This window comes from Micromonospora sp. NPDC049645 (assembly GCF_040675155.1).
GTDB lineage: Bacteria > Actinomycetota > Actinomycetes > Mycobacteriales > Micromonosporaceae > Micromonospora.
The window spans coordinates 461,675-486,149 of record NZ_JBFAOI010000002.1 but is presented as its reverse complement, the minus strand read 5'-3'; the positions used below and the strand labels follow the sequence as shown (position 1 = coordinate 486,149).

General features: G+C 70.7%; 19 protein-coding genes. 9 read left to right on the top strand and 10 right to left on the bottom strand.

From position 1 onward, the window contains the following. The first annotated feature begins 10 nt into the window (after window positions 1–10). On the top strand, window positions 11–295 hold the full coding sequence (locus AB0J33_RS07620; protein WP_363610988.1) for a hypothetical protein: 285 nt from the start codon (window positions 11–13) through the stop codon (window positions 293–295). A gap of 89 nt (window positions 296–384) precedes the next feature. On the opposite strand, the gene murQ is transcribed toward AB0J33_RS07620, so the two are convergent. After that, entirely contained in the window at window positions 385–1,278 is an 894-nt protein-coding gene (gene murQ, locus AB0J33_RS07615) for an N-acetylmuramic acid 6-phosphate etherase (RefSeq protein WP_363610986.1), read from the bottom strand. Between the two features lie 241 nt (window positions 1,279–1,519). On the opposite strand from murQ, the gene AB0J33_RS07610 reads away from it, so the two are divergent. From AB0J33_RS07610 to AB0J33_RS07600, 3 genes are read left to right on the top strand one after another with little or no spacing between them, the layout of a single operon-like run. Continuing rightward, entirely contained in the window at window positions 1,520–3,085 is a 1,566-nt protein-coding gene (locus tag AB0J33_RS07610; RefSeq protein WP_363610984.1) for a sodium:solute symporter, read from the top strand. A gap of 11 nt (window positions 3,086–3,096) precedes the next feature. Beyond that, entirely contained in the window at window positions 3,097–4,293 is a 1,197-nt protein-coding gene (locus AB0J33_RS07605; protein WP_363610982.1) for an anhydro-N-acetylmuramic acid kinase, read from the top strand. 24 nt (window positions 4,294–4,317) lie between these two features. Then, window positions 4,318–7,191: an FAD-binding and (Fe-S)-binding domain-containing protein gene (locus tag AB0J33_RS07600; RefSeq protein ID WP_363610980.1), complete on the top strand. Its 2,874-nt coding sequence runs from the start codon at window positions 4,318–4,320 to the stop codon at window positions 7,189–7,191. 70 nt (window positions 7,192–7,261) lie between these two features. Here the strand turns inward: AB0J33_RS07600 and AB0J33_RS07595 are convergent, their stop codons facing one another. The 4 genes from AB0J33_RS07595 to AB0J33_RS07580 all read right to left on the bottom strand — a co-directional run bounded on the left by AB0J33_RS07595 (window position 7,262) and on the right by AB0J33_RS07580 (window position 11,209). Continuing rightward, window positions 7,262–8,185 carry a SpoIID/LytB domain-containing protein gene (locus AB0J33_RS07595; protein WP_363610978.1) on the bottom strand — a complete coding sequence of 308 codons (924 nt, stop codon included), beginning with the start codon at window positions 8,183–8,185 and terminating at the stop codon, window positions 7,262–7,264. 6 nt (window positions 8,186–8,191) lie between these two features. Then, on the bottom strand, window positions 8,192–9,076 hold the full coding sequence (locus tag AB0J33_RS07590; protein ID WP_363610976.1) for a peptidase inhibitor family I36 protein: 885 nt from the start codon (window positions 9,074–9,076) through the stop codon (window positions 8,192–8,194). A 33-nt stretch (window positions 9,077–9,109) separates the two neighbouring features. Further along, entirely contained in the window at window positions 9,110–9,973 is an 864-nt protein-coding gene (locus AB0J33_RS07585) for a peptidoglycan-binding protein (protein ID WP_363610974.1), read from the bottom strand. A 207-nt stretch (window positions 9,974–10,180) separates the two neighbouring features. Next, on the bottom strand, window positions 10,181–11,209 hold the full coding sequence (locus AB0J33_RS07580; RefSeq protein WP_363610972.1) for an NBR1-Ig-like domain-containing protein: 1,029 nt from the start codon (window positions 11,207–11,209) through the stop codon (window positions 10,181–10,183). Window positions 11,210–11,346: 137 nt separating this feature from the next. Between AB0J33_RS07580 and AB0J33_RS07575 the strand changes: the two genes are divergently transcribed. Beyond that, the gene (locus AB0J33_RS07575; RefSeq protein ID WP_363610970.1) at window positions 11,347–11,763 is read left to right on the top strand and encodes a hypothetical protein; all 417 of its coding nucleotides are present in this window, start codon (window positions 11,347–11,349) and stop codon (window positions 11,761–11,763) included. Window positions 11,764–11,836: 73 nt separating this feature from the next. On the opposite strand, the gene AB0J33_RS07570 is transcribed toward AB0J33_RS07575, so the two are convergent. The 4 genes from AB0J33_RS07570 to AB0J33_RS07555 form a co-directional block, all read right to left on the bottom strand. Then, window positions 11,837–13,873 carry a hypothetical protein gene (locus AB0J33_RS07570; protein WP_363610968.1) on the bottom strand — a complete coding sequence of 679 codons (2,037 nt, stop codon included), beginning with the start codon at window positions 13,871–13,873 and terminating at the stop codon, window positions 11,837–11,839. Window positions 13,874–14,078: 205 nt separating this feature from the next. Beyond that, a complete protein-coding gene (locus tag AB0J33_RS07565; RefSeq protein ID WP_334497513.1) occupies window positions 14,079–14,225 on the bottom strand; it encodes a hypothetical protein in 147 nt (48 codons plus the stop codon). A gap of 227 nt (window positions 14,226–14,452) precedes the next feature. Beyond that, the gene (locus AB0J33_RS07560) at window positions 14,453–15,682 is read right to left on the bottom strand and encodes a cellulose-binding domain-containing protein (protein WP_363610967.1); all 1,230 of its coding nucleotides are present in this window, start codon (window positions 15,680–15,682) and stop codon (window positions 14,453–14,455) included. A 340-nt stretch (window positions 15,683–16,022) separates the two neighbouring features. Then, entirely contained in the window at window positions 16,023–16,586 is a 564-nt protein-coding gene (locus tag AB0J33_RS07555) for a hypothetical protein (RefSeq protein WP_363610965.1), read from the bottom strand. Window positions 16,587–16,657: 71 nt separating this feature from the next. Here AB0J33_RS07555 and AB0J33_RS07550 point away from each other — a divergent pair, with 71 nt between their 5' ends. The 4 genes from AB0J33_RS07550 to AB0J33_RS07535 all read left to right on the top strand — a co-directional run bounded on the left by AB0J33_RS07550 (window position 16,658) and on the right by AB0J33_RS07535 (window position 24,273). After that, the gene (locus AB0J33_RS07550) at window positions 16,658–17,011 is read left to right on the top strand and encodes a VOC family protein (RefSeq protein WP_363610964.1); all 354 of its coding nucleotides are present in this window, start codon (window positions 16,658–16,660) and stop codon (window positions 17,009–17,011) included. 222 nt (window positions 17,012–17,233) lie between these two features. Next, the gene (locus AB0J33_RS07545) at window positions 17,234–20,377 is read left to right on the top strand and encodes a glycoside hydrolase family 95-like protein (RefSeq protein WP_363610962.1); all 3,144 of its coding nucleotides are present in this window, start codon (window positions 17,234–17,236) and stop codon (window positions 20,375–20,377) included. Between the two features lie 82 nt (window positions 20,378–20,459). Continuing rightward, on the top strand, window positions 20,460–22,583 hold the full coding sequence (locus AB0J33_RS07540) for a ThuA domain-containing protein (protein ID WP_363610960.1): 2,124 nt from the start codon (window positions 20,460–20,462) through the stop codon (window positions 22,581–22,583). A gap of 172 nt (window positions 22,584–22,755) precedes the next feature. Next, a complete protein-coding gene (locus tag AB0J33_RS07535) occupies window positions 22,756–24,273 on the top strand; it encodes a hypothetical protein (RefSeq protein WP_363610958.1) in 1,518 nt (505 codons plus the stop codon). Between the two features lie 27 nt (window positions 24,274–24,300). On the opposite strand, the gene AB0J33_RS07530 is transcribed toward AB0J33_RS07535, so the two are convergent. Continuing rightward, window positions 24,301–24,468, bottom strand: a complete 168-nt coding sequence (locus AB0J33_RS07530) for an RICIN domain-containing protein (protein WP_363610957.1) — start codon at window positions 24,466–24,468, stop codon at window positions 24,301–24,303. Window positions 24,469–24,475: the final 7 nt, after the last annotated feature.

The following is a 24,475-nucleotide window of genomic DNA, read 5'->3' as shown; positions in this document are numbered from 1 at the left end:
GGAGAGGTTCATGGAAATCGCCGTTATCTGGATCCCCGCCGACATCGAGCCGTCGGAGCCCGCCGTCGCGAGGTGTCTCAGCCACCTCCGCCGACACTCCTACCGATTCGCAGGAATCATGCGGGCACCGTGGGAAACCGTCGAGCAGACGATGATCGACGGGGAGGTGGACGTCGTCGTCATCGCCGACTTCGCCCACCTCCCGCCGGACCGGTCCCCCCGGATCGAGTTGGCCAGCTCGACCGGCATCGACGCGGACGGGGACCACGCGGTTCCCGACACACAGCTCAACTGACACCACGAAGCGCCCCGTCCGCAACGAACGGGGCGCTTCGTCGTGCGGGATCGGCCGGACGCGACAGAGCTCCGCCCCGCCCCGGTGGGTCAGGCCGCGACGGCCGCCCGGACGTCGTCGTCGGCGTCGCGCAACCGGGCCGCGGCCTCCTCGGCGGTGCAGTTGGCCAGCAGCAGCACGATGGCCGTCTTGGCGTGCCCGTGCGCCGCCGCGAGCGCCCGCGCGGCGCTGTCGAGATCGGTGTCGGCGGCCTCGGCGACGATCCGCCGCGCCCGGTCGACGAGCTTCTCGTTGGTGGCGTTCATGTCCACCATCAGGTTGCCGTACACCTTGCCGAGCCGGGCCATCGTGGCGGTGGAGAGCATGTTGCAGACGAGCTTCTCGGCGGTGCCGGCCTTGAGCCGGGTGGAACCGGTGAGCACCTCGGGGCCGGTGGGCACCTCGATGGCGACGTCGGCGTGCCGGCTGATCACGGCGTCCTGGTTGCAGGCCACGGAGACGGTGGCCGCTCCGCGTGCGCGGGCGTGATCCAGCCCGCCGACCACGTACGGGGTACGGCCGCTGGCGGCGAGCCCGACCACCGTGTCCCGGCCGGTCAGGCCGACCGCGTCGAGGTCGGCCACGGCGCGGGCCGGGTCGTCCTCGGCGCCTTCGACGGCCACGCCGAAGGCGCGCGCCCCGCCGGCGAGCAGGCCGACCACCCGGTCGGGCGTCGTACCGAAGGTGGGTGGGATCTCGACGGCGTCGAGCATGCCGATCCGGCCGCTGGTGCCGGCGCCGAGGTAGATCAGCCGTCCGCCCTGGCGTAGCGACGCCACGATCACGTCGACGGCGGCCGCGATGTCCGGCACGGCCCGGCGGACGGCCTGGGCGACCGTCTGGTCCTCGTCGTTCATCGCGAGCAGCAGCTCGGTGGGAGACATCCGGTCGAGGTCGCTGGTCTTGTCGTTGCGGGTCTCGGTGCCGAGGGTGCTGAGGTCCACGGGGTGCTCGTTCCTCTCGCTGGTCTTCGTCGCCGGCCGGCGGGGCGGCGCCCCGCCGGTGCGGTCGACGTCGAGCGCGTCCTCGCGACCCGCCGCGGCCCGGCCGAGGCGCAGCTGCGAACGATCCCCGTATCAGCAGGCTGAAATCACAGCGTAACCAGCCCGGACGGGCGGTGGCAAAAAGTTTCGCGTTACTCTGGGCCAACGTCACTTATTGACAACTGCTGGTTGGGAGCGAGCCGTGCGTCAACTCGACCTGGTCGTGATCGTGCTGTACCTCGTGGTGATCGCCTTCGTGGGACTACGCCTGTCCGGCAAACAGAAGTCCGCCAAGGACTACTTCGTGGGCGAGGGTCGGCTGCCGTGGTGGACCGTCTCGTTCTCCGTGGTCGCCACCGAGACCAGCGTTCTGACCGTGATCAGTGTTCCCGGTGGCGCCTACAGCGGTCAGGGGTTCGGAAACGTCGAGCTGGCGCTGGGCTACGTCATCGGTCGCGTCGTCGTGGCAGCGGTGCTCATCCCGCTCTACAAGCGGGGTGGCTTCGTCAGCGCCTACCAGTACCTCGGTGAGCGGTTTGGCCTGAAACTTCAGGGCCTGGCGTCGGTGACGTTCGTCTTCACCCGCCTGCTCGCCGAGGGCGTACGGCTGTTCGCCTCCGCCATCCCCATCAAGCTGCTCCTCGACGAGTTCGGGCTGAATGTCGGCTACCAGGCCATCATCATCGTGCTGACCCTGATCACGGTGGTCTACACCTACCTCGGTGGCATCAAGGCGGTCATCTGGACCGACGCCATCCAGATGGGGCTGTACCTGGGCGGGGCGATCCTGGCCATCGCGGTGCTCAGCCACGCCGTCGGCTTCGACGGCTACTCGCAGGCGCTGGACGCCGGCAAGTTCCAGCTCTTCGACACCAACTTCACGCTCGCGCACGTGCTCACCAGCCCGTTCGCCCTGCCGACCGCGATCATCGGTGGCGCGATCTTCGCGATGGCCAGCCACGGGTCGGACCAGCTGATCGTCCAGCGCATCCTGTCCACCCGCACGCTGCGCGAGGGCCAGCAGGCGATGATCTCCTCGGGCATCTTCGTGGTGATCCAGTTCGCCGCGTTCTCCCTGGTCGGCGCGCTGCTGTGGTCGTACAACAAGGGCCAGACCTTCACGCAGCTCGGCCTGGCCAGCAGCGACAACCTCTACCCGAGCTTCATCCTGCACGCCCTGCCGGTGGGCATCTCGGGTCTGCTGGTGGCCGGCATCCTCGGCGCCGCGATGGGTTCGCTGTCGTCGGCGCTGAACTCGATGTCGAACTCCACCGTCGCCGACTTCATCCACAGCTTCTTCCGCACGGTCCCGTCCGACGACACGATGCTCCGGCTCGCCCGGGTGATGACCCTGGTCTGGGCGGTGCTGATGGCGATCTTCGCCTGCGCGTTCAGCTCCAGCACCGGAAACGTCTACCTGACCGGTCTGACCATCGCCGGCTACACCTACGGGGCGCTGCTCGGGGCCTTCCTGCTCGGCCGCCTCGTCAAGCGGGCCAACCAGGTCGACGCGGTGATCGCCTTCCTCGTCACCGTGGCGGTGATGACCTACATCGTCCGCTACGTCAAGATCGACGTGACGACCGCCGGCACCACCACCGCCACCGCCATCGCCGCGCAGTGGCTGGTGCCGATCGGCGTCCTGATCACCCTGGTCGTCGGCGCGGTGTCGAGCCGGTTCCACCCGGCCCCGGAGACGCCGTACGACCATGGACGCACCGACGAGGTCGACGACGATTCCGCGACGGCGCCCGCCGGCCGGGTCTGAAGGAGGACACGATGCGCGTCATCGGCCTGATGTCCGGAACCTCCTACGACGGCATCGAAGCCGCCGCGGCCGAGTTCGACCTCGACGGCGACACCCTGCGGATGCGTCCCCTGGGCCGGCTCAGCCACCCGTACCCCGAGCCGCTGCGCGGCGGGATCGCCGCGGCGCTGCCGCCCGCGTCGACCACCACCGAGGCGATCTGCGTGCTGGACACCGGCATCGGCCAGTCCTTCGCCGAGGCCGGCGTGCGGGCCCTCGCGGAACTGTGCGACGGCCACGCCGACCTGGTCGTCTCGCACGGGCAGACAATGCACCACTGGGTCGAGGCTGGCACGGTTCGGGGCACTCTCCAGCTGGGCCAGCCGGCCTGGATCGCGGAGGCCACCGGCCTCCCGGTCGTCTCCGACCTGCGCAGTCGGGACGTGGCCGCCGGCGGCCAGGGCGCTCCCCTGGTCGCCCTCTTCGACGCGCTGCTGCTGGGTGGCCTGCCCGGCCTCCCGGCCGCGCTGAACCTCGGCGGCATCGCCAACATCACCGTTGTCGCGCCGGACGCGGACCCGCTCGCCTTCGACACCGGGCCGGCCAACGCGCTGCTCGACGCCGCCGTGCGCCACTTCAGTGGCGGCACCGAGGAGTACGACCGGGACGGGCGCGGTGCGGCTGCGGGGCAGGTGAACCCGGATTTGCTACGGCGGCTGCTGGACGAGCCGTACTACCGGCTGCCCGGCCCGAAGAGCACCGGTAAGGAGTTGTTCCACCTGCCCTACCTGCTCGCCGCGCTCGCCGACGCGCCGACACCCGATCCGCGCGACGTGCTGGCCACGCTCACCCGGCTGACGGCGGTCACGGTGGCCGACGCCTGCCGCGAGCACCGCGTCACCCGGCTCGTCGTCTCCGGTGGCGGCGCGCACAACCCGACGCTGATGCGCATGCTCGCCGACGAGCTGCCGGGTGTCGACCTGTCCTCCAGCGACGACCTGGGCATCGCGTCGGACGCCAAGGAGGCGCTGGCCTTCGCGCTGCTGGGTTACCTGACCGTGCACGGGCTGCCCGGCACGCTGCGCTCGGGCACCGGCGCGCGGCACGCCTCCGTGCTCGGCAGCATCACCCCCGGCCGGGAGCCGCTACGGCTGCCAACGCCGGTCGACCGCGCTCCCCGCCGACTGCTGGTCGCCGGCGATCCCGCCGTGCCACCGGTGACTGGCTGACCACGTTCCCGGGAGGAACCGCCGATGCGACCCGTCGTAGGAGTGCCCGCGCCGACCGCGGCCGACGTCCGCGCCCGCGAGGTTGCCGAGCTGCTGCGCTCGCGCCTCGACGACCCGACCCGGGCCAGCGCCGAGCTGCCCCGGAGGTTGGCGGCGGCGCACGACGCCTCGCCGTACCTGTTCGAACCGCAGGCCGTGGTTCGCGCCGCCTCGGCCGCCGAGGTGGGGGCGTTGATGGCCGGTGCCCGGGAGGCCGGTGTGTCACTGACCCTGCGCGGCGGCGGCACCAGCCTCGCCGGGCAGGCCGGCGGCGCGGGCGTGCTGGTCGACGTCCGCACCGACTGGCGGCACGCCGAGGTCCTCGACGACGGTCGCCGCATCCGGCTCCAGCCGGGCCTGACGATCCGCCAGGCCAACGCCCGGCTGGCCCGCTACCGACGCCGGCTCGGCCCGGACCCGGCCAGTGAGAGCGCCTGCACGGTGGGCGGGATGGTGGCCAACAACTCCAGCGGGATGACCTGCGGCACCACCGACAACGCGTACCGCACCATGGAGTCGCTGCGCTTCGTCCTCCCGTCCGGCACCGTCGTCGACTCCGGCGCCCGTGACGCCGACGACCGGCTGCGGGCCGACGAGCCCGAGCTGCACGCCGGGCTGCTGCGGCTGCGCGACCGGGTGCGCTCGGCGCCGCAGTCGCGCGCCACCATCGAGCGGCTGTTCGCGATGAAGAACACCATGGGGTACGGGCTGAACTCGCTGCTCGACCACAGCAGCCCGGTCGACATGCTCGCCCACCTGATGATCGGCAGCGAGGGCACCCTCGGCTTCGTGGCCGAGGCCGTCTTCCGTACCGTCGAGATCCACGACCACGCCGCCACCGGCCTGCTGATCCTGCCCGGCCTCACCGCCGCCACCGACGCGCTGCCGGCCCTGCTCGCCGCGGGCGCCCGTACCGCCGAACTGCTCGACGCGGCCGCCCTGCGGGTCAGTCAGCGCGACCCGGGTGCGAGCCCGGCCCTGCGCGGGCTCACCGTCACCGGGCACGCCGCGCTGCTCGTGGAGTTCGCCGAGGACAGCGCGGAGCGGCTGGCCGCGACGCTGGCCGACGCCCGGCCGGTGCTCGACCGGCTGCCCGCCGTCACCGGCACCGAGCTGACCCACGACCCGCGTGAACGGGCCAACCTCTGGCACCTGCGCAAGGGCCTCTACACCGCCGTCGCCGGGGCCCGCCCGCCCGGCACCACGGCCCTGCTGGAGGACGTCGCGGTGCCGATGCCACGGCTGACCGGCACCTGCGACGGGCTGATCAGCCTGTTCGACCGGCACGGCTACCCGGACGCGGTGATCTTCGGACACGCCCGGGACGGCAACCTGCACTTCATGCTGACCCAGTCGTTCGACACCCCGGCCGAGATCGACCGCTACGCCCGGTTCACCGACGACATGGTCGACCTCGTGCTGGCCGAGGGCGGAACACTCAAGGCGGAGCACGGCACCGGCCGGGCCATGGCACCCTTCGTCCGTCGCCAGTACGGCGACGAGCTGTACGACGTGATGCGCGAACTGAAGCGGTTGTGCGACCCGAGCGGGCTGCTCAACCCCGGGGTGCTGCTCAACGACGACCCGACCGTGCACCTGCGGCAGCTCAAGGCCGTCCCGACGGTCGACCCCGAGCTGGACGCCTGCGTCGAGTGTGGCTACTGCGAACCGGTCTGCCCCACCGCCGACGTCACCACCACCCCACGACAGCGCATCGTCCTGCAACGACAGATCGCCCTCGCCACCGCCGCCGGCGACGAGGACCGCCGCCGGGAGCTGACCGCCGACTACGCGTACGCCGCGGTGGACAGCTGCGCCGCGGACAGCCTCTGCGTCACCGCCTGCCCGGTCGGCATCGACACCGGCGCGGCGATGAAGCGGCTACGCGCCGAACGGCACGGCCCTCGCGCCCAGCGCACCGCCCGCACCGCCGCCCGGCACTGGCAGGCCGCCGTGACGGGCGTCCGGGTGGGACTGACCGTCGCACACGCGGTACCGACGCCGGTGACCCGTGCCGCCACCGGGATGATCCGTGGGCTCGGCGGCGGTGAACTCATGCCGCCGTGGAGCGACGACATGCCGCGCGCCGGGAAGCCCCGCCCCACCCCGCGCAGCACGCCGGACGCGCGGGCGGTGTTCTTCGCGGCCTGCGTCGGCAGTCTCTTCGCGCCGGAGGGCGGCCCGTCCGGCGGAACGGCTGCGGCGTTCCTGCGCCTCTGCGAACTGGCGGGGGTGCCGCTCGTCGTGCCGACCGGCACGGCGGGCCTCTGCTGCGGAACGCCGTGGCAGTCCAAGGGCTACCCCGCCGGCCACCGCGAGATGGCCGAGCGGACCCTGGCCGCCCTCTGGGCCGCCAGTGACGAGGGCCGCCTGCCCGTCGTGTGCGACGCGTCGTCCTGCACCCACGGGCTGACCCAACTGACCGCCGCGCTGGCCGAGGAGGATCAGGCACGGTACGCGGCGCTGCGCTTCGTCGACAGCGTGACCTTCACCGCCGAGCAGCTCCTGCCGGCGCTGCCGCAGCCCCGGCGACTCGGCTCGTTGGCCCTGCACCCCACCTGCTCCACCGTGCACCTGGGCGGCGTCGACGACCTGCGCACGGTGGCCCAGGCGGTCGCCGACACCGTCACCGTGCCGGACAGCTGGGGGTGCTGCGCCTTCGCCGGTGACCGGGGGCTGCTGCACCCCGAGGTCACCGCCGGCGCCACCGCGAGGCAGGCCGCCGAGATCAATCAGCGCGACCACGACGCGTACGCCTCCTGCAACCGCACCTGCGAGATGGGCATGAGCCGGGCCACCGGCAAGCCGTACCGGCATGTGCTCGAGGTTCTCGTCGAGGCGATCGAGCCAATCGCGTAGCCGACGGTCAGGGACCACGAGCGCGCCGCCCGCCGCGGATCTGCGGCGGGCGGCGCGGTTGGTGCCGATCTCAGGAAAGGGCGATGTCGCGGTAGTAGTAGCGCAGGATCGCCTGGTAGTTCTTGCCCTGGTTCGCGAGGTCACGCGAGCCGTACTGCGACAGCCAGTCACCGTCCACCCAGCCACCGCACGCGGTGGTGGTCGCGCAGTAGTGCGCCCGCAGGATGTTGCCGCTGCGGGTCATCCGGGCCGACCAGGTCCGGTCCACCGCCGCGGACGTCGACGACACTGCCGACGACGGCCGGTAGACCTGGTCGCCGGTGTCGTCCCGGACGTCGTAGCACTGTCCGCCGGACGTCTTCCGGGTCGAGTGCAACGCCCAGTACCAGGCGTAGCTCTTCACGGCCATCGCACCGGCGTCCAGCGAGGCGGTCGGCCAGCTCGTGATCCACTCGTTCGGGAGGACGTTCTTGACGTACGTCTTGAAGTCGACCCGATCGACTCGCCCGAGACTGACCCGGTAGACGAGGATGGTGCTCGGCAGCTTGCTGTTGGTGCCGTCGGTGCTACAGCCCGTCGGTCCGCTCAGCAGCTCGTGCGAGGCGTTGTTGTTCTTCAGCGTGGCGTTGAGGTTGCCCTTCGCCCCGGACGCGAAGTCCTGGGTGGCACCGGCGAAGTTGCTGTTGAAGTAGACCCGCACGGTCTTGCCGGTACGGTTCCACACCGACGCCGCGTTGTTCTTCACGCACAGGCCCTTGCCGTTGCCCGCGCCCTTGAAGTCGTAGCAGGTCGGTTGGGTCGTGCCGTAGTCGTCCAGGGAGTCGGTGAAGTCGGACACCGAGCCCGCCTGGTCGCTGTTGTAGTAGTAGCAGAATTCGCCGCTGTCGCAGGTTCCGTCGCGCTCGGCCGCCGCCGCCGGCGAGGCGACACTCAGGATGGAGGTGGACATGGCGAGGATGGCGCCGACGACGGCGAGGCCCTTGCGGATATTCACGGCGTCCTACTTCTCGTTGTAGCCCTGGGAGTTCCAGAACGCGGTCGGGTCGGCGTTGTCCAGGGTGGAGTCGCCGACGCTGACGGCCGCGTGGGTCTGCCGGCCGGCCCGGACCTCGACGTGGGTGTGCGCGCCCGAGCTGGAGGACACCCCGTGCCACGACTCATCGGCGATGATCTGGCCCTTGCTGATGGCGTCGCCCGCGCTCACCCCGGACCTGGGCGCGGTGTGCAGGTAGATCACCGTCTTGTTGAGCGAGGAGTTGTAGACGGAGATCGTGGACAGGCCGCCGCTGCCGGTGCTGCCCTGCGCGACGTAGGTGACCGTTCCGGAGACCAGGGCGCGCACGTCCGAGCCGACACTGCGGGCGATGTCGATGCCCTCGTGCCGGCCGGGCGTGGTGGTGTAACCGTCGAAGCCGCACGTGACCGTGCCGCCGCTGGCCTGGTACAGGGCGTACGACAGGTTCGTGCGCGTCGACGGCGAGAACTGGTGCGAGGCGTTGTTGTTCTTCAACGTGGCGTTGAGGTTGCCCTTCGCCCCGGCCGCGAAGTCCTGGTAGGAACCGGCGTAGCCGCTGTTGTAGTAGACGCGTACGGTCTTGGTGCTGCGGTTCCAGACCGAGGCGGCCTCGTTCTTGATGCACAGGCCCTTGCCGGCGCCGGCGCCCTTGAAGTCGTAGCACGAGGGCTGCTCGGTGCCGTAGTCGTCCAGCGAACCGGTGAAGTCCGAGATCGATCCCGCGTTGTCGCTGTTGTAGTAGTAGCAGAACTCGCCGCTGTCGCAGACCCCGTCTCGGGCCGCCGCCGACGCGGGCGATGCGACGCTGAGGATCGAGGTGGTCGCGGCCAGCGCGACGCCGACTGCGGCGAGGCTCTTCCGGATGTTCATGGTGTCCTTTCGGGAACGGTGAGGGGATGCGGGTCACTGCCCGCGCTGGTACTGCTCCCAGGTCTTGATCGGGATCTGGGGGCCGTCGTCCGGTCCCTGGTTGGCCAGGCCGTTCATGCCCAGGTAGTAGTCGCCGACCTGGTGCTGCGCCTGACTGGACAGGTCCGTGTCGTTGATCGCCGTGGCGTGGATGTGCCACGGCCAGTCGCCCTGGTTCGGGTTGCGGACCCAGGCGGCGAAGCCGACCTGGCGCAGGGCCCGGGCGACGGCGGTGCGCTTCGCGGCGGTCATGCCGGTGACCGAGATGTCCACCACGCCCCCGCCGTCGTGCGTACCGGCCGAGGTGGGGTCGCCCCCGGGGTTGTACGAGCCCTGGTCGAGCACCAGGGTGTAGCCGAGCAGACGCTGGGCCTCGGCCAGCATCGCCTGGGTACGGGCGTTGACGACGTACCCGTCGCGCTGGACCTTCGCGCCCGGCCCGATCGTGTTGCCGACGGTGTAGCGGTTGAGCCCGAGCTTCGTCAGCGACGTCGTGCCGGGCAGCCCGTTCGCGGCCAGCCCGGTGTAGCCGAGTGAGCGTTGGTACGACGCGTACGCCGAGATGGTCACCGTGCCGAAGTAGCCGTCGACCCACTGCGCGTTCAGCAGGCCCTGCTCCTGCAACGCCTGCTCCACGGCGAGCACGGAGTTCTTCGCACCCGGAGTCAGTGTGTTGTCGGCACGGCGGGGGTCGATCTGGGCGGCCAGGACGGTGGCCTCCATGTCCACGACTGGCCGCGCGGCCGTGGTGACGGTTCGCTGCGCGGTGGCGCCGGTTGTCGCGGCCCACGCGTGGGCCGGGACAGCGACGGCCACGCAGAGCGCGGCGAGCCCGACGGATAACCAGGGACGGCGCAAGGTCGATCCTCCTCGCAGTTGGTGAGTCGTTCGGAACGAACATCACCTTGCGAGAATCGGCCTGCTGTTCGGTACCCCTGCCGCGCTGTCAGATCCGTCAGGGCGGCAGCGACCTCGATGGATGTGGTGTTGTCAGCTTTGGTGGCGCCCGGGAGCTGACATCGAGCGTTCGCACTCTGACACCGGTCCGGGCGACCGGAAGCGCGCTCAGGCGGTGACGGTGACCATGAAGTACACCGGCCGGCGGGTGGGAAAGTACTCCTGCCCGTTCTCGTCGACCATCTTCCAGCTGACCCAGCACTTCCCGGGGCGGCTGGGCGCGGTGACCTCGACGCTGATCATCACCTGCTCGTCGGGCGGTGTGTCACCGATCGCCACCCGATCCGGCACCTGGCAGCCGTCGGCGTCGGCGGTCGGGTTGGTCCGCGCCAGGAAACGGTTGTGCCAGGCGACCTTTCCGACGTTCTTGAGCGCCCACACCTTGACGAACTGGGAGTTCACCCGAACCCGGGTGCCGTCGGGGATGGTGACGTCGGCGATGAACTTGCTCGAGTCACCGGGGATCAGCGAGTCCGAGAACGCCGACGCCGACGGCGACACGGACGGTGTGGACGACGCCGCCACGGCGCCGGGGTCGTTCCGGGACGACCGGCCGCGGACGATGACACCCAGGACGGCGACCATCGCCACCACCAGGACCACCGCCGCGGCGGCGAGCCACGGCATCCGGTGCCGTCGCGCACCCACCAGCTCCTCGTCGGTCTGCGGGTACCCGGTGGCCCGCAGAACGCCCCGCACCTCTGGCAACGGCGCGGGCACGCCGGACACGACGGGCTCGCGGGTCTCCGCGGAGTCGGGTTCGGGGCCAGGCTTCGGTGCACCGGCGGCGATCGGGGGTTCGGCGCCGGTCGGGGAAGTGGCGTCGACCGGCGCGACGGCACCGCCGGCGATGCGGTGGACCGACCCGAGGCGCTGCGCGTCCTCCCATCGACGTCGCCACTGGGCCTCGTCCGCCTCGCAGGCCCGGACGAACTCCCGGACCGTTTCCCAGGAGGGGAACCTGGTTCCGGCGGCGGCCTCGTGCAGCGTGGTGTGCGAGATCCGGCCCGAGCGGCCGGCCATCTTCCGGAACGACGGGTCGCCCACGCTGGTCCGTAAGGTCCGTAGCTGTTCGGCAAACCTCTCGGCGGCCTGTCTGTCCTGAGTCGGCTCGGCGGCGGAACGCTGTTCCTTCATCACTCCCCCATGTCAGACGACGTTGTCAGGCGTTGTCAGAGCGTGTCAGAGGGTACCGAACGGGCTGCGGCGGCCATCAATGTGGTGCATCGACGACATCGGGTGCGACAGTCCCGGTGCATTGAAGGAGGTCACCGATGAAGAGCCTTTCCCGACGTGGCGTGCGCATCCTCGCGGCCGCCGGTCTGGCCGTGCCCGCGACGCTGGCGTTCGCCGGGCCCGCGCACGCCGAGACCAACCCGCGCTGCGCGGGCTCGGTGCAGATCGGCGCGACCGCGTACGTCACCGTCGGCGGTCAGACCGCGGCTTCGGTCAAGCAGTACAAGGGCTGCGGTAAGAACTACGCCTACACGTACGTGTGGCAGCAGTACCGGGCCAGCCACGGCGCGTACCAGGTCTGCACCTCGATCGTGACCGGAAGCACGCTGCGCGACCTGCAGTGTTCCAGCGGTCCGGAGGTCTGGTCCCTGGGCGCGAACACGCTGTCGGTGTGCACCCGGGCTCTCGGTGGCATCTCGGACGTGGCGCAGAAGGAGACCGAGGTGCGCTGCTGACCCGGCACGCTCGACGTTTTTCGAAAGCGGGGCGCTGGCTCGGCCAGCGCCCCGCGGCGTCACGAGTCTCGCGTCACGGGCAGGGTGTCCGCGCGCAGACGTCGACGACCTTGCCGGTGAGTAGGAAGACCGCCTTCTGTTTCTGGGCTCCGGCCTGCGCCCGGGGGAACTCGTGCGGATCGTCGCCGTACTCCGGGCCGGCCGGGGCGAGGTTGGTCGGTGGTGGCGCGTGGGCCGCACCGCTGTTCCAGACCACCATCGCCGAACCGGTGTACGGGTAGCGGCGGATCGGCGTGATGCCCCAGTACGGCCGCACGTCAAGTGACCAGCCGTCGTCGAGCGCGGGTGTGTGCAGGCGAGCACCGATGGTGCGTGCCTGCACCTCCGCCGCGACCGGTGAGACCTGCTGGTCGCCGAAGGCCACGTGCATCAGCACCCGGTGCGCCGGGGTGCCCGGTAGTGGCCGGTCGGTCATGTGCTGGGCGTACCCGTTGGCCTCGGACCGGTCCCACAACATCTGTAGCAGCGCAAGGATCAGCTGTTGGTCGGCCTTGTCCGGGTAGTAGCCGTCCAGCACGGTCTGGAACGGCGCGAAGTCCACGCTTCGTTGCAGCAGCGTGGAGTAGTTCATCGCCGGTACGCCGAGCACCGACCGGGTCCAGTCCTGGGCGATGGCGGTGAGCGCGCCGCCGTTGATGCCGCCCTGGCTGTTGCCGTCGTAGCGCAGCCCGCCGACGCGGTCGATCAGCGGCCGGGCGCTGGCGTTCCGGAACGCCGGGTGGGCGGCGAACCCGTCCGGGTGGATCATCACGCGGCCCAGGAAGAGGAAGTTCAGGAAGCTCTGCTGCAACCGGTCCGCCACCGCCGGAAAGGCACTGAGGTCGGTGAACGCGCCGGCCACGTAGGGGACGTCCGCGGCGGCCATGCCGATCCAACTGGTCGCGCAGAAGGTGAAGTTGTGGGTGTTGGACATCGTCTTGACGTTGCCGGCGTTGATCTCGGTCGGTCGGCCGAGCAGTCCGTGGCCGTAGAGCGACAGGTGTGCCGGCCTGGCGGCCGAGGCGCTGCGCGGAATGTTGCAGACGAAGTCCGCCGCCACCGTCGCGCCGGACGGCGTGGGCAGGGCGTCCGGCGTCGGCGGCGTCCCCGCGCCGCCGGCCGGCCCGTAGTGCAGCCGGGAGCCGGGCCCGCCGCCGCCGGTCAGATAGGACGGTACGCCGATGGTGCCGGTCACCTGCCGGGCGATCAGCGGATCCTGCTCCGGTGCGTAGTCGGTCACCTGGGTGACGGTGACCGGCGGGGCGGCCCGGCCGAGGTCGGCGAACGCGTCGTCCCGCAGGGCCAGCATCCGCCCGGTCAGCCCGTGCCGGCTGGCCACCGTGAAGTCCCAGGCCAGGTAGAGGGTGTGCCGCTTGACGCCGGTTCGGGTCAGATCGGCGAGGATTCGCCGTAGCTGTGGCACCCGGCTGTCCCGGCGCCCGAGGCCGGCACCGCTCGCGTACGCCGAGAACGCCTTCGGCGCCGGGATCAACGCGTCGGTGCCGTCACGGAGGCCGCGCAGCCCGACGACGTAGCGGGTGCCCTCGGTCAGGGCCACGGCCGGCCGGATGATCAGCAACTGCCGGTCCGGCTGGCCGGCGGCGTGCGCGTCCAACTCGGCCCAGTACGGCGTGCGCGCACCGGTCCGGGTGTTGAGCAGCACGATCGGCGCGTCCGGCGCGAGCGAGCGGCCGATGTCGGTGACCGGTGCGATCCCGGTGGCCGCGGCGTCGAGGCCGGGGACCCGCACCAGGATCGGTGAGCCGGGGCTGAACCCGTCCTGCCGGTTCCACTCCGTCGGGTCGATCGGGGTCCCCTGCACATTGGCCGGCATCGCGGTGGCGGCGAACCGCACCCGTTTGCCGGTGGGGCTGCTCCGGTCCGGCACGGTGAAGAAGTCGTTCGGGAACGGCAACAGGCAGGCGGTCGGGTCGATCGGGTCGCAGGACGGGTTGCCCGCTGCGGGAGTCGTTGGAGGTGCCGCCGGGGCCGCCGTGCCGAGCAGGACGGCGCCCGCGGTCACCAGCACGGACACGGCGAGGCGGAGCCCTCTGGAGGTGGTCACACGCATCTCCTTCGACACTGGACGGCGGATCGATGCACGGGCCGACGGCGGTGGTGTTCTTCCTACGCTCGTGAAAGAAACTCAGCAAGCATCGATCCGTCGCCCGCGCTCTGCCGGCCCGGTGAGGGCAACAGACTCGCGGCCGGTCGCCGGCAGCACGTTCGGGGATCTGGCTGCCGGCCACCGGCCGCACCTACGACAAACGGAAGGGTCAGGCGGTGATCACCGGCCAGGCGTAGGCGAGCAGAGCGCAGGCGGCACCCAGAAGCGCGAGCGAGACGCCCCTCGTCGGCAGCGGCAGGGCAGCGAGCACGATCAGAATGACGGCGATGACGTAGAGAAATGCCTGGGCCGACATGTTGTTCTCCTCGATCAGGGGTAGAGGCGGCTGCCTTCGTCCGCCGGGATGCCCCCGGGCGTGATCGCGGAAACGTCCCGCAGGCCACGGCCACGTGGTGAGAACCCCGACGGGCGTACCCGCCGACGTCGAGGCGGTCAGGGGTGTGACCCCAGCTTGCGGGTCACACCCCTGACGCACTCATCACCGCCTCGGGAACGCTGACGTCCCCGGCGACGACCGAAGGGTCAGCAGCCGATCCGGCTGGACCCGACCGCGACATCGTCGTACCAGAGGGTGTCGGCTCCGCCGCCGTAGCTCTCCCAGCCCAGCTTCAGGTCGGTGAGCTGCGGCCGCCAGGTGCGGTTGTACCACTGGCCGTCGATGTCGTGCGTCGGTGCGCCGTCGGCGGTCAGCCCGGGGACGGCGGTACCGTCCACCCACGTGCGCAACTGACCGGCCGCGCCGTCCACCATGAACTCGACGCAGGTCCACCGGTTGGTGGGCAGCGGCAGGCTCTGCGCCACCCCGGCGGGGCTCTGCTCGGGCAGGGTCGCGTCGTCGGAGGCGCGGTTCCACTGCAACGCGCCGTTCTGGCCACCCAACCGCAGGTCCCTGTTGCCGTCGGCGGCGTCGGTCATCGCCATCATCGTGGTGTGTTCGGTGGGCTGGGCGGTGGTGTGTCGGACCCAGACCCGGCCGTACCGGACGCTGCCCACGCTGCCGAGGTTCTTCGTGGACCTGACGAAGACGTGGTTGCAGTACCCGGCGGCGCCGTTGATCCGAACCGACCGGCTGCCGCTGTGCGTGGTCGCCGTGTCGATGGTGGCCGTGCCGGCGCCGGAACAGTCCGGGCTCACCACGGCCCAGTCGCCGGACGGCGTCGAACCGGTCTGGCCTTCGAAGCCGTCACAGAGCGCCGCGCCGGCACACCCGGTCGGCGGAGGCGTGGTCGGCGGCGGGGTGGTGGGCGGGGGCGTCGTCGGGGGCGGCGTGGTCGGCGGCGGGGTGGTCGGCGGCGGTGTCGTCGGCGGCGGGGTGGTCGGCGGCGGGGTTGCGCCGTTGCACGGGACGCCGTTCAGGCTGAACCCGGTCGGCGCGCCGCCACCGGACCCGTAGGTGCCCTGCAACCCGAACTCGGTGGAGCCGCCGGCCGGGATGCTGCCGTTGTACGACGCGTTGCGGGCGGTCACCGTCGATCCGGACTGGCTGACAGTGGCGTTCCAGCCGCTGGTGACCCGCTCGTCCCCGCCGTACGTCCAGGTGACGGTCCAACTGGAGACGGCCGCGTCCCCCGGGGAGACCTTGACGGTGGCGGTGAAGCCGCCGGGCCACTGGTTGGGCGTGTAGTCGACCCGGCAACCCTGGGCGGCTGCGGCCGGGCCACCGAGCAGGGCCGCTCCGGTGGTGGTCGCGGCGGCGGCCAGCGCGGCGACGACCGTCAGGGTCACGGCGCGGCGGGCACGGAAAATCGTCATGAAAGGGTCCTTCTGCCATCGAGCTGAGCGGAGGCGGCACGGCGGTGCGTCCTAAGACGGACGCGGCGCGACAACGTGCCCTGGAGGCGGCGCGGCGATGCGCCACAGCGGCCGGTCGTGCGTACGACCGAAGTGCCCGGCTCGGGGTGGACCTGTCAGTCGCCGACGGCCCGGTTACCCGGACCCCGGCGGCGCCCGCCCTCAATATATTGATGAACTTTTATCGAATCAAGCGCCACCGCGGGGACGGCCCTGCGCCGGCTCGGTTCGCCTCGGTGAGCCGCGGCGACTTCGCTCGGGGTGCTGCCGGCTTCGTCGGTGACCGGGCCCCGTCGACAGCTCAACTGGTCGCCGGCTGGTAGTCCATGCCGTCGGTTCCCGGCGTCAGGCGGGCGGTGTATGCCGTCCCGGCGGTGCTGTCGGCATCCTCGTCGACCTCGAAGCCGATGAGGGCGCGTGTGAACGGCACGTCGGCGTACACCGCGACGGCGATGTCGGCCAGCCAACGGTCGAGTGGGGCCCGCCAGGCCAGCGACTCGACACCGCTGCGCTGGTCGAAGGGGTAGCCGCCGATTCTTTCGTCCACCCGGACGAGCCCGCCGAGCTCGATGCCCTCGTAGCTGGTCGTGTAGCTGCCACACACCACCCGCGCGCCGGAGGGCAGCGTGAGCGTCCCGCGCAGGTGCCCGTCCACGGCGAAGGCATCGGCGCCGGGGACCACGTCGACCAGCTCCGCCCCGGCGCGGCACTCACGGACGCCGGCGGCCCGCCACAGGGCACCCACGGCCCGATCGAGACGGTCACCATCGGCCGCGCCGAGGATCAGGATCAGCTCGTAGAACCCGCCGGTCCAGTTCTCGGCATCACGCAGGTCCTCGGCGGCGGCCACTCCCTCACGATCCACCAAGCATGGGCCGTTGTCCCGCCGATATTCCAGATAATCAGAAGAGCGAATCATCCGAGCTGGAGGTCCCCATGCGCGTCGTCCGCATCCTGCCCAACCTTCCGGTGGCTGACGTCAGCGCCGCGAAGGGCTTCTACACCGACTTCCTCGGTTTGCGCACCGAGGAGTTCAACCTGGGGTGGGTGGCCCGCTTCACCTCGCCCGACGCCGACGTGGCCGTGCAGCTCGTCTCCGGCGACGCGTCCGCACCCGAGGACTCGGTCATCAGCGTGCAGGTGGACGACGTGGACGACGCCTACGCCGAGGCAGAGCGGCTGGGCTACGAGATCGTGCACCCGCTGACCACCGAGCCGTGGGGCGTGCGCAGGTTCTTCGTCCGCGCCCCGGACGGCAACGTCATCAACGTGGCAGCTCACCGATCCTGAGGCGATCCTGACATTCCCGAGGTATTGACCCTCACAGACGTCCGATGTTAACTGCACATCAACGATGTGGATCGATGTTCATCCGATCGCCGTGAAACCGGCGCGGTGGCACCGCTGCACGTCGTCTCGACATCGCCCTCGTTTCGGCGGACGTGGGCACACCGGGGCTCTTCCCGGGGTGCGAGACCCGCATCCGCACGACGATCCGAGGAGATCGTGTCGATGAAGTTGACGCCGCCGCTACGAATCGTGCTCGCTGTCCTGCTCGCCGGTGGTGTCGTCGCCGTCGGACCGACCGGGGCAGCGACCGCCGCACCCACCGACGCCGCGTTCGGCACCAGCACCGGGACGTTGAACGTCAACCGGGCCGCCTACCTGGCGAAGCACGACGTCGTCTACAACCGCCCGAACACCAACCCCCTGCACGGGCTCACCGTCGGCAACGGCCGCACCGGCGCCATGGTCTGGAACAACAACGGACTGACCGCCCAGGTCTCCGGTGTCGACCTGGCGCAGCAGTCGACCTACGCCGCCGGAATGGTCAACCTGTACAGCAACCCGCAACTCGACACCGGCTACACCACCTTCCAGCAGCGCCTGTCGCTGTACGACGGCACGCTGACCACGAAGTACGACAACAACCGCACCGTCACCGTGCTCGGCGCGCCCAACTCCGAGGTGATGGGCATCCACGTCGAGGACACCCGACCCGGGGTGAGCAGCGTCGGGCTCGACCTGAGCCTGTGGGACATGAACACCGTCCAGAACATCGCGGACGTCCCGGACCTCAACACCTGGCGTACCGTCTCGACCTTCGCCGACGCCAGCGGCGTCGGGTTGAGCCGTGGGCAGACCGACGCGAACAACTTCGGGTACACCCTCGCGGCGACGGTCGAGGGTGCGTCGTACTCCTCCCAGGTGGTCAACGGCACGCGGGTCCGGCTGACCATCACCCCCACGTCGAGCTACACCGTGTGGTTCACCGCGGCCAGCCGGATCAACTCGCCGGGCCTGAACTCGGTCACCCAGGCCAAGAACCAGCTGGCAGCGGTCAAGAGCACCGGCTACTCGACCACGTTGAACAACTACCGCAACTGGTGGCACGACTTCTGGGCCAAGTCGTTCGTCCAGTACTCCAACGCCGGCGGCGACGCCGACTACCTGGAGAACGTCTACTACCTGGCCACCTACATGATCGCGGCGGGCGGTTACGGCAACTACCCCCTGCACTTCATCAACGGGGTCTTCCGAGCCACCCAGGACAACTCGAAGTGGAGCAACGGGTACTGGTACTGGAACCAGCGCGACGTCTACAACTCGTTCCTGGCCAGCAACCACGTCGACCTGATGGCGGGTTTCAACCGGCTCTACAGCCGCAACCTCTCCGCGCTGAAGTCGTACACCACCACCCGCTACGGCAGTGACGGGCTCTGGGTGCCGGAGACGATGGGCTGGGACGGCAACGCCCGAGGCACGATCAACAGCGACTACGTCAACGACACCTACTCGACCGGCACCGAGGCCGCCTACAACATGTACCTGCAGTACCGGTACAGCAACGACGAGACGTACCTGCGCAACACCGCCTACCCGTACATGCGGGAGGCGGTGAAGTTCTACGAGGACATGCTCGACTACGACAGTGCCACCGGCCGGTGGTACATGGCCAACTCGAACGCCCACGAGACGTACTGGGACGTCCGCAACGCCATCACCGACCTGGCCGCCGTGCGGCTGCTCTTCCCGCTCACCATCCAGGTGAGCCAGCAGCTCGGCCTCGACGCCGGGTTGCGGGCCAACTGGCAGACCATCGTCAACAACCTGGCCCCGTACCAGGTCCAGAACGGGGCGTACCTGCCGCACGACCCGCCGATCTCGCAGACCCGCAACAACGAGAACGTGGCGCTGGAGCTGGTCTGGCCCTACGACCAGACCGGCATCGGCTACCCGGACCAGCAGACGGCGGTCAACACCTGGAACGTGCGCCCCCACCCGTACGGCAACGTCTGGTCGAACGACCACGTGCACGCCGCCCGCCTCGGCCTCGGCAACCAGGCGTTCCAGGGCATGCGGACGATGTTGCAGAAGTACCAGAACTACCCCAACGGGATGACCAACAACACCAACGGCGTCTTCGAGTACCTCGGCATCCACCTGGCCGCGATGAACGAGTCGCTGTTGCAGTCGTACAACGACAAGATCCGGGTCTTCCCGGCCGTGCCGACCGACTCCAGCTTCGTCGGGAAGTTCACGCTGCTGGCCAGGGATGGGTTCCTGGTCAGCTCGGAGCGGGAGGCCGGCGAGATCAAGTACGTGGGGCTACGCAGCCAGTACGGCAAGACGGCCCGGGTGGTGAACCCGTGGAGTGGCCAGGAGATTCGGGTCCGTCGTACCTCCGACAACGCCGTGCTGACCACCACCTCGGCCGCCGAGGTCAGTTTCGCCACCGCCGCGAACACCGTCTACTTGGTGGAGCGCACGGCCAAGCCCCTGTCGTCGTACGCGACCACGACGTTGACCGGCACCGCGAACCAGGGCGAGAAGAGCCTCTCCGGCACCGCCTCGACCCTTGGTCTCGGCGGCGTCGGCGGTGGTGGGCTGGTCAACGACACGATGTTGACCTACGACGCCAACTGGCACCACACCACCGCCCGGGGGTACGGCGACTACAACGACGACACCCACCACAGCACCACCGTCGGCTCGGCGGCCAGCTACACCTTCACCGGCACCGGGGTCGAGTACCTGTCCGAGCGGTTCAGCGACATGGGCAACGTCGACGTCTACCTGGACAACGTCTTCCAGATCAACGTCAACCTGAACGTCGCCGGCGCCCGTCAGGCCCAGCAGGTCGTGTTCCGCAAGACCGGGCTGGCCAACGGCTCGCACACGATCCGCATCGTCAACAAGACCACCTCCGTGGGCATGGTCGACGCGTTGCGGATCCTCACCGGCGACAGCCCACCGGCGACCGGCGCGGTCGCCCTGCGCGCCCAGGCGAACGGCCGGTACGTCAGCGCCACCGGCGCCGGCGCCGGCAACCTGGTCGCGTCGGCCACCAGCGTGGGCAGCTCGGAGCAGTTCGAGCAGATCGATCTCGGCGCAGGCAACGTCGCCCTGCGGGCCCGGGTCAACAACCAGGTCGTCTGCGCCGAGAACGCCGGCGCCAACCCGCTGATCGCCAACCGGCCGTCCGCCGGGTCCTGGGAGACCTTCGCCCTGGTCCGCAACGCGGACGGCTCGGTCAGCCTGCGGGCGACGGTGAACAACAAGTACGTGGTCGCGGAAAACGGCGGGGCCGAGGCGCTGATCGCGAACCGGGACGCGGTCGGCCCCTGGGAGAAGTTCGACCTGATCCCCCTCTGACCGCGACGCCGGCGGGCCCGCGCGGGCCCGCCGGCCGGTCCTGCCGTGCCCCGTCCGTCCACACCTCCCACAAGGAGCCTTCATGCGCAGACGCGCCATCAGCACACTCGCCGCCGCCGTCGTCACCGGCCTCACCCTCGCCGCCACGGCGGTGACCTCGACCCCGGCCGAGGCCGCCCCGCTGGGCAAGGTCCTGGTCTTCTCCAAGACCGCCGGCTTCCGGCACTCCTCCATCCCGAACGGCATCACCGCCATCCAACAACTCGGCGCGGCGAACGGCTTCACCGTCACCGCCACCGAGGACGCGGCCACCTTCACCACGGCCAATCTCGCCCAGTACCAGGCGGTGGTGTTCCTCAGCACCACCGGCGACGTGCTCGACGCCGGCCAGCAGAGCGCGTTCGAGGCGTACATGGCGGCCGGCGGCGGCTTCGTCGGGGTGCACGCCGCCGCCGACACCGAGTACGACTGGTCGTGGTACGGCGGCCTGGTCGGGGCGTACTTCGCCTCGCACCCGGCCACCCAACAGGCGACGGTGCGGGTCGAGGACCGGGCCAACGCCGCCACCGCGCACCTGCCGTCGACCTGGACCCGCACCGACGAGTGGTACAACTACCGGACCAACCCCCGCTCCGCGGTCAAGGTGCTGGCCAGCCTGGACGAGTCGTCGTACACCGGCGGGTCGATGAGCGGTGACCACCCGATCACCTGGTGCCACAGCTACGGCGGCGGGCGCTCCTGGTACACCGGCCTCGGCCACACCGAGCAGAGCTTCGCCGACCCGAACTTCACCCGGATGCTGCTCGGCGGCATCCAGGTGGCGGCCGGGGCCGTGCCGGCCGACTGCCGGCCGGAGCCCGGCTACACCCCTCTGTTCGACGGCACCCAGGCCAGCCTGGGGCAGTGGCGGCAGGCGGGGCCGGATGGCTTCACCCTCGCCGACGGCACCCTGACCTCGAACGGCGGCATGGGGCTGCTCTGGTACCCGGTGCGCACCTTCGGCAACTACTCGCTCAAGGTCGACTGGATGATGCCGGGCGACGACAACGGTGGCGTCTTCATCGGGTTCCCCGATCCGCAGGGCGACCCGTGGGGTCCGGTCGACGCCGGGCACGAGATCCAGATCGACGCCACCGACGGCGACCCGAGCCGCACCACCGGCAGCGTCTACAGCTTCCAGGCACCGAACCAGGCCGCGCGTGCGGCGGCGCTCAACCCACCAGGCTCCTGGAACACGTACGAGATCGGCGTGCACGGCCAGCGGGTCGAGATCTGGCTCAACGGGGTCAAGATCAACGACTATGTCAGCGGCCGGGCCATCGCCAACGGCTACATCGGGCTACAGAACGACGGCGCCGGCATGGACATCAACTACCGCAACGTACGGATCAAGACGGACGACCCCAGCGAGCCACCCGCCACCGACCTGGCCCGGAGCCGACCGGTGACGGCGTCCAGCGTCGAGCCGGGCAGCGCGCACCTGGCGGCCAACGCCGTGGACGGCAACACCGCCACCCGCTGGGGCAGCGCCTACACCGACCCGCAGTGGATCTCCGTCGACCTGGGGGCCACCTACGCGGTCAACCGGGTGCGGCTGGCCTGGGAGACGGCCCACGCGCGGGCGTACCAGGTACAGGTGTCGCCGGACAACGTCACCTGGTCACCGGTGTTCACCACGACCACCGGCGACGGCGGCGTCGACGACCTCACCGTCACCGGCACCGGCCGGTACCTGCGGGTGTACGGCACCCAGCGCGCCACCCAGTGGGGCTACTCGCTGTGGGACCTCAACGTCTACGGCACCGCCGTCGGCAGCAGCCTGCTCTCCCGGGGCCGGCCGGTCACCGCGTCCAGCGTGGAGCCGGGGAGCCCGCACGCGGCGGCCAACGCCGTGGACGGCAACACCGCAACCCGCTGGGGCAGCGCGTACGCCGACCCGCAGTGGATCTCGGTGGATCTCGGGGCGTCCCGCACCCTGAACCGGGTCCGGCTCACCTGGGAGGCGGCGTACGCGCGGGCGTACCAGATCCAGGTGTCGCCGGACAACGTCACCTGGTCACCGGTGTACACCACGACCACCGGCGACGGCGGTGTGGATGACATCAACATCTCGGCCACCGGCCGCTACCTGCGTGTCCAGGGCACCCAACGGGCCCTGCCCGCGTACGGCTACTCGCTGTGGGAGTTGGAGGTCCACGGCAGCTGAACCGACAGGGGTGCCCGACCCCCCTCTCCCCCGCCTCGCCCACCGAGGCGCCGATTCCCTATCGGGTCCGCCGTCGAACCACCCCCTCCGACGACGGCGGACCACCACCAGGCAGCCGGTGCGACCGGCGTCCCCCGGTCGCGCCGGCTGCCCCCCGACCCGTAGGAGCGTCATGCATCCGAAGAACCGCTGGCTGCGGGTGGCCGCCGCCCTCGTCACGGCGATCGGTCTCGCCGCGGCCCCCACTCCGCTCGCCCGAGCCGGCGCCACGCCACCGCCGTCCGCCGCCAGCCCGGCCGCGTCGGCGCAGCCTCTGGCCGCGACCGCCAGCAACGTGCACATCTTCTACTACTCCTGGTACGGCAACCCCACCGTCGCGGGCAGCTACCGGCACTGGCCGCAGGGCGGTCACACCCCACCGCAGGACGTCGGCGCGAACTTCTACCCGACGCTGGGCGCGTACGACTCCGGGGACCCGGCCACCGTGCGTCAACACATGGCCTGGATCCGGGACGCCGGAGTCGGGGTACTCGTCTACAGCTGGTGGGGACAGGGCTCCTACGAGGACAACCTGACCCGGACCGTGCTGGACGCGGCCGCCGTGTACGGCCTGCGGGTGGCCTGGCACCTGGAGCCGTACGCCGGCCGGACCGCGGCCTCGACCGTCGCCGACATCACCTACATCCACAACCGGTACGGCAGCCACCCGGCGTTCCACCGCGACACGGCACACGGCAACCGGGCGCCGTTCTACGTCTTCGAGAGCCTGCGGATCGCGGACTGGTCGCCGCTGGCACAGGTCCGCGACACCAGCATCGTGCTCGCCCAGACCACCGACACCACCAAGGTCGCCAACTTCGGCGGGATGTACACCTACGACGGGATCGCCGGGGCGACCGCCCCCGGCTGGGCGTCTGCCAGTGCCTTCTGCCGGGCCAACGGCCTGGTCTGGGCGCCCTCGGTCGCGCCCGGCTACCTGGACGACCGGGCGGTCCCCGGCAACACCACGCCGACGGCGGAGCGGGCCAACGGCGCGATGTACGACCAGCAGTGGACCAACGCCCTGAGCGCGACCAACGGCGGCCCGCCGTCCTGGGTGTCCATCACCTCGTTCAACGAGTGGCACGAGGGTTCGACGATCGAGCCGGCGAGCGCGAGCCCACCCGCCGGCCACGGCTACCTGACCTACTCGGGCGCGTACGGCCGTACCGGCGTCGCCGCCGAGACCGCCTACCTGGACCGGACCCGGTACTGGGCCAGCCGGTTCGATCCCTCCGTCGACCCGGCGCCGGCCCCCGGGCCGGTGAGCCTGCGGGCCCACGCCAACAGCCGCTACGTCAGCGCCGGCGCCGGTGGCACCTCCGCCCTGATCGCCAACCAGACAGCCATCGGTGCGGCCGAGCAGTTCGACCTCGCGGACCTCGGCGACGGCACGGTCTCCCTACGGTCCCGAGCCAACGGCCGGTTCGTGACCGCGGAGAACGCCGGTGCGGCCTCGCTGATCGCCAACCGGACGGCGATCGGCCTGTGGGAGAGGTTCCAGCTCGTGCGCAACAGCGACGGCAGCGTGAGCCTGCGCGCCACCGTCAACGACCGGTACGTGGTCGCCGAGAACGCCGGGGCGGCGCCGCTGATCGCCAACCGGACCACGATCGGCCCCTGGGAGCGGTTCGACCTCGTCGGCGGCTGACCCCGCCAACGAGGCCGGTGGGCGTGGTCAGGACGTACGCCACTTCTGGTTGTCACCGCCGTTGCAGTCCCAGACTTCGACCGCGGTGCCGTTGGCGGTGCGGTTGTCGTACCCGTCGAGGCACTTGCCGCCGGCACCGCGCAGCACGCTCGTGCCGCCGCCGGGTGGCGGGGTGCCGCCGGAGGGTCGACACACACCCCGC